This window comes from Polyangium jinanense, from assembly GCF_028435265.1.
In the GTDB taxonomy this organism is placed as follows: domain Bacteria; phylum Myxococcota_A; class Polyangia; order Polyangiales; family Polyangiaceae; genus Polyangium; species Polyangium jinanense.
In genome coordinates this window covers 1-11,480 of the sequence record NZ_JAGTJK010000119.1, presented here as the reverse complement: position 1 = coordinate 11,480, position 11,480 = coordinate 1, and the positions used below count along the sequence as shown (strand labels likewise).

The 11,480-nt window shown below is 69.0% G+C and carries 10 protein-coding genes; 3 read left to right on the top strand and 7 right to left on the bottom strand.

The features are described from left to right. Window positions 1–123: 123 nt before the first annotated feature. Window positions 124–2,064, bottom strand: coding sequence for an AMP-dependent synthetase/ligase (locus KEG38_RS54195; RefSeq protein ID WP_272429044.1), 1,941 nt, complete (start codon window positions 2,062–2,064; stop codon window positions 124–126). Between the two features lie 3 nt (window positions 2,065–2,067). Continuing rightward, window positions 2,068–2,853 carry an alpha/beta fold hydrolase gene (locus tag KEG38_RS54190; RefSeq protein WP_272429042.1) on the bottom strand — a complete coding sequence of 262 codons (786 nt, stop codon included), beginning with the start codon at window positions 2,851–2,853 and terminating at the stop codon, window positions 2,068–2,070. 234 nt (window positions 2,854–3,087) lie between these two features. On the opposite strand from KEG38_RS54190, the gene KEG38_RS54185 reads away from it, so the two are divergent. Both KEG38_RS54185 and KEG38_RS54180 read left to right on the top strand, forming a co-directional pair. After that, window positions 3,088–3,564, top strand: a complete 477-nt coding sequence (locus KEG38_RS54185) for a glutathione peroxidase (RefSeq protein WP_272429041.1) — start codon at window positions 3,088–3,090, stop codon at window positions 3,562–3,564. A 54-nt stretch (window positions 3,565–3,618) separates the two neighbouring features. After that, window positions 3,619–4,494 (top strand): ankyrin repeat domain-containing protein, encoded by an 876-nt coding sequence (locus KEG38_RS54180; RefSeq protein ID WP_272429039.1) that lies wholly within the window; start codon window positions 3,619–3,621, stop codon window positions 4,492–4,494. Here KEG38_RS54180 and KEG38_RS54175 read toward each other — a convergent pair. From KEG38_RS54175 to KEG38_RS54155, 5 genes are all read right to left on the bottom strand, one after another. Beyond that, window positions 4,484–5,515: a synaptic vesicle VAT-1 family membrane protein gene (locus tag KEG38_RS54175; RefSeq protein ID WP_272429037.1), complete on the bottom strand. Its 1,032-nt coding sequence runs from the start codon at window positions 5,513–5,515 to the stop codon at window positions 4,484–4,486. The two genes, KEG38_RS54180 and KEG38_RS54175, sit on opposite strands and share 11 nt — an antisense overlap. Before the next feature lie 27 nt (window positions 5,516–5,542). Beyond that, complete coding sequence (locus KEG38_RS54170) at window positions 5,543–6,949, bottom strand: TolB-like translocation protein (protein ID WP_272429036.1); 1,407 nt, start codon at window positions 6,947–6,949, stop codon at window positions 5,543–5,545. A 137-nt stretch (window positions 6,950–7,086) separates the two neighbouring features. After that, the gene (locus KEG38_RS54165; RefSeq protein ID WP_272429034.1) at window positions 7,087–7,581 is read right to left on the bottom strand and encodes a hypothetical protein; all 495 of its coding nucleotides are present in this window, start codon (window positions 7,579–7,581) and stop codon (window positions 7,087–7,089) included. An 18-nt stretch (window positions 7,582–7,599) separates the two neighbouring features. Then, entirely contained in the window at window positions 7,600–8,238 is a 639-nt protein-coding gene (locus KEG38_RS54160; protein WP_272429033.1) for a peptide chain release factor-like protein, read from the bottom strand. Next, entirely contained in the window at window positions 8,235–9,473 is a 1,239-nt protein-coding gene (locus KEG38_RS54155) for an RtcB family protein (RefSeq protein ID WP_272429032.1), read from the bottom strand. Before KEG38_RS54155 ends, KEG38_RS54160 begins: the two co-directional genes overlap by 4 nt. Before the next feature lie 164 nt (window positions 9,474–9,637). Between KEG38_RS54155 and KEG38_RS54150 the strand changes: the two genes are divergently transcribed. After that, window positions 9,638–11,176 (top strand): sigma-54 interaction domain-containing protein, encoded by a 1,539-nt coding sequence (locus KEG38_RS54150; protein WP_272429029.1) that lies wholly within the window; start codon window positions 9,638–9,640, stop codon window positions 11,174–11,176. Window positions 11,177–11,480 lie beyond the last annotated feature (304 nt).

Here is an 11,480-nt window from a genome sequence, read left to right as displayed (position 1 = left end):
CACCGCGCAGTTCTTCCCAAATGGTCCAGGGCTTGCCCTGGTTCGGGTCGAGGGGCGAACAGCCCCCGCGGGGCCCGGGGCAGCGCCCCGGCGCAACGGCTGCCCGATGAGAGCCTTCCTCGCTCATTCGTCTTCGATCGGAATGCCGAATCCTGGCTCCTCGTAGAGCCGGTCGAAGACCTGGGCGAATTTCTTCTCGATGACCTTTCGTTTCACCTTGAGCGTTGGCGTCACCTCGTCCTCCTCGAGCGAAAAATCGCGATCGAGCAGGTGCACCCGCTTGATTCCCTCCACGCGCGCGAGCTTCGTATTCGCGCGGCGGACTGCCGACGCGACCCGCTTTTGCACTTCGGGATCGGTCGTGGCCTTCTCCATCACCGGCGCGAGCCCTGCCGGACGGGAGAGCGGGCTCGAAAGGAGCGCGCGGCGTAGCTCTTCCGCATGTGCGTCCCCGAGGTGGCCACGCGCCTTCGCCCATTCCACGGCTTCGAGCGGGTGAATCGTCACGAGCGCCGTGCAATACGGCCGCCGATCGCCGTGCGCGTGCACCTGACTGATGAGCGTGTCGCTCGCCTTGATCTCGTTCTCCACGTTCGCCGGGCTGATGTTTTTCCCGCCCGACGTGATGATCAGATGCTTTTTCCGGTCGACGATGTAAACGAAGCCGTCCGCGTCCTTCTTGCCGATGTCGCCCGTGTGCAGCCATCCCTCCTCGTCGATCATCTCCCGCGTGGCCTCGGGGTTCTTGTAATAACCCTTGAACACGTTCGGGCCTCGCACGAGGATCTCGCCGTCGTCGGCGATCTTGTCCTCGACGAACGGGAGCGCGCGGCCGACGGAGCCGAGGCGGACCTGGCCCGGGCGATTGCCGTGCGTGACGACCGTGGCCTCGGTCATGCCGTACATCTCGTAAATGGGCAGGCCCGCCGCCCAGAAGAAGGCCAGGATCGGGCGCGGAATCGGCGCCGCCCCCGTGACGAAACGTTTCACGCGGCCGCCGAATACCTCGCGGACCCGCGAAAAAACGAGCTTGTCGGCCACGCGGTGCGCGAGCTTCGCCCGGAGCGAGGGCTCCTCGCCACGTTGCCATGCCTCGACGACCGCGAGGCCCGCCGATTCGGCCAACCGAAACACCTTCTTTCGCGCGGGCGGGGCCTTGTCGACCTCGGTCTGGATGCGGGCGTAGGCCTTTTCGAAGATGCGCGGGACGCTGCCGAACAGCGTCGGGCGTACCTCCTTGAGCTCCTCCAGCACCGCGGGCACGCTCGTCGCGTACGCGGTGGCGATGCCGAAATCGATGCGGCCCCAGAACGCCAGAATGCGCTCGGCCGCGTGCGCCATGGGCAAAAACGAGAGCGAGATATCCGTACGGGTGAAGGCGTTGAAATGGACGCCCGCGAGCGTCACGAGGATGTTGCGGTGCGAGATCATCGCGCCCTTGGGCGGGCCCGTCGTGCCGCTCGTGTAAATGAAAAGCGCCGTGTCGTCCGGGGAAATGGCTTCGACGCGGGACGCGACGAGGGAAGCGTCGCCCGGCGCTTCGAGGGCCTCGTCCCAGCCGATGAGCCATGCATGCTGACGCAAGGTCTCTTCGAGGCCCTGCGTGTCCCACACGACGACGAGCTCGAGCTTGGGCATCTCGTGCTTGGTGGCGAGGATCTTCTCGACCTCGTCCTTGCCCTCGACGAACGCGATGCGCACGTCCGCATGATCGAGCACGTACGCGAGCTGCCCCGGGGCGAGCGTGGGGTAGGCGCCGACCGTGACCGCCGCGGCGAGCTGACCGCCGACGTCGCAAATGCACCACTCGGGGCGGGTGCTGCCGACGATGCCGATCTTGTCGCCGGGCGAAAGGCCTCGCTTCACGAGGAAGGTCGCGAGGGCCGTGGCGCGCGCCTTGAACTCGGCCCATGTCGTGGAGCGCCATTCTCCGTTTTTCTTTGCCTTCCAGGCGACCGCCGTGGGCGTGGCGGCGGCGCGGCGCAAGAAGAGGTCGGCCAAGGACCGGGCCTCGTTCGCGAGCGGGACGGCGGGATCGAGCGGCGGAATAACGCGATCGAGCATGGCTCAGCCTCCAGGAAGTGCCTTCACGAAGGAATCGAGGAGCGCAACGAGGGTATCGGGCGCTTCGAGGTTCGGCGAATGGCCCACGCCAAGGAGGATCTCGTGGCGCGCGCCGAGGAGCTCCGCGGTCCGCGCGCCGACCTTGCGCGTGGAGAGCATGTCGCTCTCGCCGCTGACGACGAGGGCCGGCACGCCCGCGAGCTCGCGGAGCCGGTCGCCCGGCGCCCATTCGCAGAGCGCGTCCAGCGTGGCGATCGTGGCCTCGGGGCGCTGGCGGTGGCTTTCCGCGAGAAGCTCCTGGAAAAACGCGTCGTCCGGAGCGGTGGGCGCGATGCCGCGGAAAGCGGCGCCGAAGATGGTGATGTTTTCCTGCGCGAGGCGCTGGCGCTCGGGGAGGTGGTAGGCGCGCGGCATGCCGTCGGGCCAGGCGGGGGCGACGAGCGTGAGGGAGCGAGCGCGGGCGCGGGCGGAGAGCGCGAGCTCGAGGACCACGGCCGTGCCGAGCGAATGCCCGACGAGGTGCGCCGAGGACAAACCCAGGGCATCCATCAAGACGGCGAGGTCCTGGGCGAGGCGCGGGATGCGGTAATCGTGATCGTCGGCGTGGGTCTGCCCGCGGCCGCGGAGGTCGGGCACGACCGCGCGGAAGCGCGCGGACAAACGGTCGAGGACGGGGCGCCAAGACAAGCTCGTGGTCCAGTTGCCGTGCACGAACACGACGGGCTCGCCGCGTTCGTCCCCGCGCGTGGACCAATGGATCGTGAGCGATCCGGACTGGAGAAAGGGCATACGGCATCATCATCGACCCGCGGTCCTTCGTCCATGGCCAGCATGCCCCTTGCGTACCGAGCACGGGCCCCCTAAGCAGGCGCCATGAAGAGCCCTTGCGTTGGATCGGTCGTCTTCGCTGTGCTCATCGCGTGCGCGGCGCTCGTCGGTTGCGAGGGTGGCTCGCAACCACCGGAGTCTCCTAAAGCTGGGACGGATTCGGCCAGGGGAGCCGCAATTCAGGAAGGGACGAAAATGAGCCTGCACGATTTCAAGATGAAGACGATCTTCGGGGAGGAGCGCTCGCTCGGCGACTTCCGGGGCAAGGTCGTGCTCGTGGTCAACGTGGCCTCGGAGTGCGGCTACACGCCGCAATACGCGGGCCTCGAGCGGCTGCACGAGCGCTTGGAGGCGAAGGGGTTTGCCGTGCTCGGCTTCCCGTCGAACGACTACGGCGCCCAGGAGCCCGGGACCGACGCCGAGATCGCCACGTTCTGCACGAGCAAGTACGGCGTGAAGTTCCCGATGTTTTCGAAGATCACCGTGAAAGGGAGCGGCAAGCACCCGCTCTACGCGTTTCTCACGCAGGCTGCGCCCGCGGGCGAGGTGAAGTGGAACTTCGAAAAGTTCCTCGTTGGCAACGATGGCGTGGTGATCGGTCGATATCCCTCGTCCGTCGAGCCCGAGGACGAGAAGCTCGTGCAGGCGATCGAAAAAGCGCTCGGAAGCTGAGCCCGCTTTCCGGTACGGCTTCCCACCCTCGTTTCGATCCCACACACTCCAGACATGACGCTCGACGAGGAGCTGCTCGAGGCGGCCAGCCGCGGCGATGAGGCGCGCGTCACGGACGCGCTCACGCGCGGGGCGAACGTGGACGCGACGCGGAGGTACAAGACGAGCGTCGATCGCGAGGTGCTCGAAGGGACGGTCTCCGCGTTGATGCTCGCGATCATGAACGGGCACGACAGGGTCGCCGAGCTCTTGATCGATCGCGGCGCGGATCCCGATGCCGCAGACGAGCTCACGCGACGCACGCCGCTCGTGGAGGCGGCCGCGCGCGGGGAGATCAGCGTCGTGGAGGCGCTGATCGACGCCGGCGCGAGCCTCGATGCGCGGGATGTGATGGCGAACATGAACGCGGTGACGGCTGCGGTCGCGTCGGGGCATGCGGGGATCGCGCGGCAGCTCGTGGAGGCGGGCGCACCGATCGAGCCGCGGGCGTTCGAGGAGGCGACGCGGCGCGGGATGCTCGATCTCGCGGAGCTCTTCACGACGCGCGGGCTCGATCCGAACACGACGCAAGCGCTCGAAGGGGCCGCGGCCGCGGGGCGCGTGGACGTGCTCCGGTGGCTGCTCACGCAGGGCGTCAACCTCGGCAAACACGGGCCCGAGGCACTGCTCGGAGCCGCGAACGCGGGCAAGGCCGAGGCCGTGGCCGCGCTCGTCGAGGCCGGCGTGCCGATCAACACGACGACGAACTACGGCTGGATGCCGCTGCACCTCGCGGCCTACAACGGCGATGCGAAGACCGTGCGCGCGCTCCTCGCGCTCGGCGCCGATCCACACGCCGACGACGGGACGGGAAAAACCGCGCTCGACTGGGCACGCGAGGCGGGCAAGGCCGAGAGCGCTCGGGTGCTGGAAGAGGCGCTCAGAAGGTGAGCACGAGCTTGCCGACCGTGGATCCGCTTTCGATCGCGCGGTGCGCATCGGCCACGCGATCCACGGGGAACGGGGTCACGGGCGGCGCCGCGATGCGACCCTCCTCGATCCAGCCGACGAGCTTCGACATGTACTCTTCGAGCAAGTCCTTCTTGTGAAACAGGTAGGAGAGGTTGAACGCGAGCACGCTCTTGTTGTCGTTCGTCAAGTCGAGCGGGTTGTAGCGGGGCGTGCGCAGCCAGTCGCGCGCGAGCTTGAGCCAGTTCGGCCGACCTCCCTGGCGCGGCATCATCGTGTGGAAGCCGTAGATCACGAGCCTTCCGGCCGAGGCGAGGTGGCGGTAGCTCTCGCCGAGCGTCTCCACGCCGTTCGCGTCGAGCACGACGTCGTAGCCCTCGGGCGCGAGGCGCTCGGCCACGGACCATAACGGCTCGACGCTCTTGTCGATGACCGCGTCGGCCCCGAGCTTGCGCGCAACGGCGACCTTGTGGCTCGCGCCGACGACGCCGACCACGCGGCAGCCCGCGATCTTGCCGAGCTGCACGAGCGCGCTGCCCACGCCGCCCGCCGCCGAGTGGACGAGCACGTTCGCGCCGCGGCGCACGTTCGCGAGCTCGAAGAGGGCGTAATACGCGGTGAGAAACACCGACGGGAAACCCGCGGCCTCGGCCACGCTAAAACCCTTCGGCAAGGGGAAGACCTGGTGTGCGGGAATCGCGACGCGGCTCGCGTAGCCGCCGAACCGCGTGACGGCGAAGACAGGCGTACCGGGTGCGGGTTCGGAGACGCCGGCGCCGAGGGCCGCGACCTTTCCTGCGACCTCGAAGCCGGGCGTGATGGGCCAGCCGACGTACTTCTTCGCCGACTCGTAGAGGCCCATGCGCACGATGCAATCGGCGTAGTTCACGCCCGCGGCCTCGACGTCGACGAGGATCTCGCCAGGGCCGGGGCTGGGATCCGGATGCTCTTCGAGCTTCAGGCGATCGTAGCTGCCGGGCCCGTGGATCACGACCTTCCGCATGGGCCCAACGCTAGCCTGCGAGCGAGCTCAGGGCGAGGTTTTGCCGACGGGGAGCGCCACGATGGTCTTCACGCTCTTGTCGTTCGGGTCGAAGAAGACGATGTCGTTCGAGTCCGCGTCGTCGAGCACGAGGCGATCACGCGTGGGCAGGATGTTCACGTGCTCGGGGGTGAACGTCGTCTCCACCTCTGCGATCTCGCCGGCCGCGAGATCGAGCCGGAAGAGCGATTGATTGTCGACGATCCACATCTCCTTGCGGCCCACGCGGCTCACGAACTCTTCGAGGCCCACGCCGGGGCCCTCCATCTGCGTGGATCTGTCCTGGTCCACGTCGTAGAGCACGAGCTGTTGCTCGCCGTTCGAGGAGGCGACGACGATGAAGTTTCCGTCGCGGCTCACGAAGTACGAGATGCCGCCCTCGATCGTCACGGGCTCCGGATCGACTTCGAGCGTCTCCGCATCGACGAGCCAGAGCTCCTGGTTGCCGTTCATGTCCTGATCGCCGTAGGACACGATGGTCGAGCCGTCGGGCGTGAAGCCCACGGGGCCACGCGCGCCGGGGACCTCGCGGAGCTCCTTCGTTCCCGGGTCGAGCACGAGCAGCTCGTGCGTGTAGACGATCTTGTCGTCCGGCTGGACCTCGGCCTTGCGAACGGGGAACACGATGTACTTGTCGTCCGGGCTCGTGCCGATCCACGTGAACGAGGACGAGAGATCCCAGGCGATGCCAGGTACCTCGATGTCGAACACGGGCGCCGCCCAGAAGCCGGTCGGGCCGAGCGGATAACCGGCGATCGCGAGCTCCTGCATCGACCAGCCGAGAAGACGCGCCCGCGGCGTGGGTTTGCCCTGATCGTAGAAGACGATCGCGACGAGGGTGTCGCTCTTGTTCAGGAACACCGCCTCGAGCCACTCGCCGTCGTGCGGGATCACGTGGCGATCGAGGGTGTCGGCTTCGATGACGTGGATCGGAAATTTTTCCGAGGTGTTGTCCGCGACGCCGATGAAACTGCGGCTCGGGCTCATGCGGGTGCCGTGGTACCGGATGTCGAGCTCCACGCTCTTCTTCAGCGCGAGCGTCTCCTGATCGAAGAGATCGAGCCGATCCTTTTCGCTCTCCTCGCTCATCACGAGCAGGCCCGAGGCCGGGAAGAGCAGACGCGGATCGTCACGGCCCGTGAGATTCGCGGCCTCGCGCACAAGGCCCGTGTCGGGGTCGATCGCGAAGAGTGTGCTCGCGGGGATCTTTTCAGGTTGGGCCGGGTCTTCCGTGTCGCTGGCGAGGACGAACGATGTCTCGGTGCGATCGTCGACGGCGATGGCGCCGTTGCCGAGCCACGTGTCCTGGCCCGGGTTGTTTTCCCCGAGCGCGAGGCCCGTGCAGCCGGTGAGAGCGAGCGTCGAGACGAAGGCAAGGTAGGGAAGTCGAAGCATGAATGGTCCTCCTTTGAGCGCGTCGCGCGATGGCCGGCGGTCGGCAAGAAGAGTGCCATCACGGCGTCGTTCGAAAAACGCGCGGGGAGGGGGAGCGCGGCGCGCGGTGCGAGCGCGGTGCGGCCCTGACAACGACGTCAGGCTCGCGAAGCGCGCTTTTTACGGCGGCGGTGGGCCTCGCCGGCCGCGCAGAGCAGGCCGGTCCGGGGACAAACGTAGAAGGATTGCCAGTGCCCGTGGCTCCTGAGCGGGAGGAAATTGTCGCGTCGCGAGCCTCTGCCCGCGGGCGCGTGCGGGATGCCGCCGATGAGGATCGGGTTTCGTTCGACGTACTGGAGGACGTGATCGAAGACGTGCTTCTGCACGGCGCTGTCGGGCGAGAGGGAGGCGCGGATCTCTGACCAGACCGCGTCCCACGGGCGTCCCACGCGGCGCTCGAGGAAGCGGCGGAGCGGGGCGAGGTTCTCGTTCAGATCCCGCGTCCGGCCACGGTACTTCATGCCCTCCTTGAGCGGCGCGGCCTCGGGATCGGCCTTCATGCGCGTCGCGTAGCGGCCCTTGCCCGCGCCACGCCCGCGACCCCAGTCGTACCGCGGGCGCTCGATGATGAGCTCGAACATGTCTTTTCGCATGGGTTCACCTCTCGAAGTTCACGTCTCCACGAGCGCGCCCCGCGACGAGAGCGCGTAGGTGCGCACGGGCGCGCCTCGTTCGAGCCGCGCATGCGAGGTCCATCGCGCAGCCTCCTTCGCGGCCGCCGCGTGTGCGGCCCGCTTCCGGAGGAGCACCGCGATCCGCGCGAGCGCGCGCCGCACGTTCGCCCGCTGGGATCGCTCGTCCGCGACCCGCACGACGATCCCCGTCGGCACATGCCGCGCGCGGACCGCCGTCTCCGTCTTGTTGACGTTCTGCCCGCCGGGGCCGCTCGCGCGCATCGTCGTGACCTCGACGTCGCGCGGGTCGATCGCGGCCCCGTCGTCCGCGCCGACGTCGTCGTCCTCGTGCAGCACGACGGACGCGTACCAGCGCTTGCGGGCGGCTTTTCCGCGGTCGGGACTGCGCGCGACGAGCGCGTGCGTGCCTGCCTCGCCTTCGATGCGCGCAGGATCCCCCGCGACGACGAGCTCCACCGAAAGAGGCGCGTCCTCGTCGCCGTGGATCACCGTCTCCTCGACGACGAGGCCCCGCGCATCACACGCATCCGCGAGCCGCGCCGCGAGGAGCGCGACGAACCGGCGCACCTCCGCGGGCCCGTAGCCGGCCGTCACCTGCACGACGAGCTTCTTCATTGCTTCACCGTGACGAGCGGCACGAGCGAGGCGATCGGAGCCGCGAGGCCCTCGTCGACCAGGCTCGCGACGACCGGCTCGATCGGCTTGTACGCGTCCGGGTGCTCCTCGTAGAGCAGGTCCGCGTCGTCGCACACGATGCGGCCGCCGTGCGCCGTACGGCCGAGCTCGGCGCGTTTGTACCGCGTGGCGAGCTTGGCGCGCGCTTCGGTGCGGGTCATGCGACGACCCGCGCCGTGCGCGACCGACGCGAGCGCGCCCTCGTGCCCATTCCCGACGAGCACCCAGGAAGGCGCGCCGCGGCTGCCGAGCACGACCGTGGCCTCGCCGCGGCTCGCGGGCGCGGCGCCCTTGCGATGGATCCACACAGGCGTGCCCGCGATGTCCTCGCGCCGGATCGTGTTGTGCACGATGTCGATCGCGGAGCGGACCTTGTCCCTTCGCAACGCCGAGAGCGCGCGGAGCAGCCGGCAAGCGACGAGGAAGCGGTTTGCCTGGGCGAACCGCACCGCGCCCGCGAGATCCGCGAGGTAGACGTCGATGGCCGCGCCCGTGAGCGTGACGTCGCCGTAGCGCCGCCCGATCTGGGCGCCGAGCCCACGCGAGCCCGTGTGCACGAGCGCGACGAGGCCGCCTTTTTCGAGGCCCATCGCGTCTGCCGCGGCCTCGTCGCGCACCTCGGTGACGCGCGTGATCTCGGCGAAGTGGTTGCCGCTGCCGATGCTGCCGAGCGCGCGGCCGTGCGAGGGATCGCGGTAGTCCGCGGGATCACCGCTCGGGCCGAGATCGAGCGTGCACTCGCGTTCGGCCATCGCGGCGATGTCGTCCGGCACGTTCGCGACCTCGGTGAGGCCCCTCGCGCCCTTGTGCCAGCAGGCATCGAAGACCTCGAGGGGGTCGCAGCCTTCGAGCGGATCCTCGTCCATCGCGGCGCGGACGCGGCGCTCGAGTTTGTCCACGGCGCGCGGGGAGGCGGTCGTGGCGAAGAGGAGCACGCCGCACCCGGCGTCGCCGCCGACGAGGTACGGGAGCACGCGCTCCTCGAAGGCGAACGCGGCGCCGATGGGGCCGCGTCCGGAGTGAAGATCGGGCATGCCCGCGGCGCGCACGCAGCCGGGGAGCTCGGCGACGCGGACGAACTGCGTGATGGCCTCGCCCTCCATCCAGACATCGGGGCGGGCGAAGATGCGGGCATGCGGGGGAAGGGACGGTTTGGGGAGAGAAGAAGTGCCCATGGCAGGTAGCTCGAACGGCTTGTTGATTGCGTTCGTGGCCCCGTAATGCGGAAAGCGTGCCAGTCAGATTTCGCGGAGAATTCGATGGGAGCCTCGCAGGGATGGTGCACGGTGCATCAGAACGGTGGTATACGGTGCACCATGGGTGGTGTACGATGCACCAGGTGAAGCAAGCGCTCATCACGTGGTCGGATGCGGGAGTGACGGGCCCGCAGCCCTCGCATCAGATGGCGCGGCCCGCGAGTGATCGGGGGCCGGTGCTCAGGCTGCTCGACCAGAACGAGAGCCGCTACGACGTCGCGTGGGTGCTTTCGATCCCGCAGGGAGAGACGCCCGCCCGCTCGCTCTGCCGCTCGATCGAGGCGCGCGTGCGCAAGGTCGAGCTCTGCGTGATCGACACCGATGATCCGACCGATTACGGACGGCTCTTTCGCCTGCTCGGCCCCCTCGTCGAGCGGGCGAAGTCGGAGCTCTTGGCCACGAACGTGGCGCTCGACGTCCTGCTCTCGGCGGGCACGCCACAAGCGCAGACGCTCTGGGTGATCCTGGTGCAAGCAGGCCTCTTGCCGGCGCGGATGCTGCAGGTGATCCCGCCCGCGTTCGTGCCCGTGCCGCATCCGAAGGCGGTGCGGGAGGTGCGGCTCGACATCGAGGGGTTTCCCGAGATCCGCGCGATGCGCGACGAGATCGCTCGCCTACGGGCAGCGGCGCAGAAGGGAACGTCGTCGCTGCTCGGCGAGAGCGCTCCGATGGTCGAGCTGCGGGCGAAGATCGAGCGCGTCGGCGCGAGCGACGCGCCGGTGCTCGTGCTCGGGGAGACGGGCACGGGCAAGGAGCTCTGCGCGCGGGAGATTCACGCGCTTTCGCCGCGGAAGGACGGGCCGTTCGTGGCGGAGAACTGCTCGGTGTTCGCGGAGGGCGTGCTGTCGAGCGAGCTCTTCGGGCACGAGGCGGGCGCGTTCACGGGCGCGGGGAAGAGGCGCCGGGGCGTGTTCGAGCAAGCGCACGGCGGGACGTTGTTCCTCGACGAGATCGGCGAGATGCAGCCGCGGGTGCAAGCGGCGCTTTTGCGCGTGCTGCAGGAGGGGACGCTCCGGCGCGTGGGCGGCGAGGGGCGGGTTTCCGTCGACGTGCGGATCGTGGCCGCGACGCACCGGGATCTCGGGGCGATGGTGAAGGCGGGCGCGTTCCGGGAGGATCTCTACTATCGGCTACGCGGCGCGACGCTGCTCGTGCCGCCGCTCCGGGCGAGGCCGGGCGACGTGGAGCGACTCGTGGAGTCGTTCCTCGCGGAGATCCGGGCGAAGAAGGGAGGGCGGCGGCTCCGGGTGACGCGCGAAGCGATGCGGGCGCTCGCGAGTCACGCCTGGCCGGGCAACGTGCGCGAGCTCCGGGCCGAGGTGATGCGGTGGGCCGTGTTCTGCGACGACGTGGTCAACGTGTCGGATCTGGCCCCGGACATCCGGAGCGGAAGCGGCAGCGGGAGCGCAAGCGCAAGCGCCGCCGGAAGCGCAAGCGGCAGCGACGTGCGGCCGCTGCGGGACGTGGTCGAGGCGGCGGAGCGCGCGGCCCTCGCGGCCGCGCTCACGGCGGAGAGCGGCAACCTGAGCCGCGCCGCGCGGGCCCTCGGGATCGACAGGAATACGCTGAAGCGAAAGATGCGGGCGTTCGGGATGGCGGGCGACGACGAAGCCGAACGCTAGGCTCTCAGAGCGTAGCGCCGGGGTTTCACCCCGGACCCCGACCAGGGGTTGTCCACCCCTGGACCCGGGGCCTGGGCAAGCCCTGGACGCGGGGCGACAGCGCGCGATGCGCGCTGTCGACAGGGAAGACGTTGCCACCAGGCAGGGCAGTGCTGCTGTCTCAACTGGCAAGGTCGTCGCGGGTCTTGCCACGGCCTGTTCGATGAACTGCGCATCGCGCAGTTCATCGACCCCGAGTCCAGCGCTTGCGCTGGTCCGGGGTGAAGGGGGCGGACAGCCCCCTTCTGGGGTGCGGGGCAAAGCC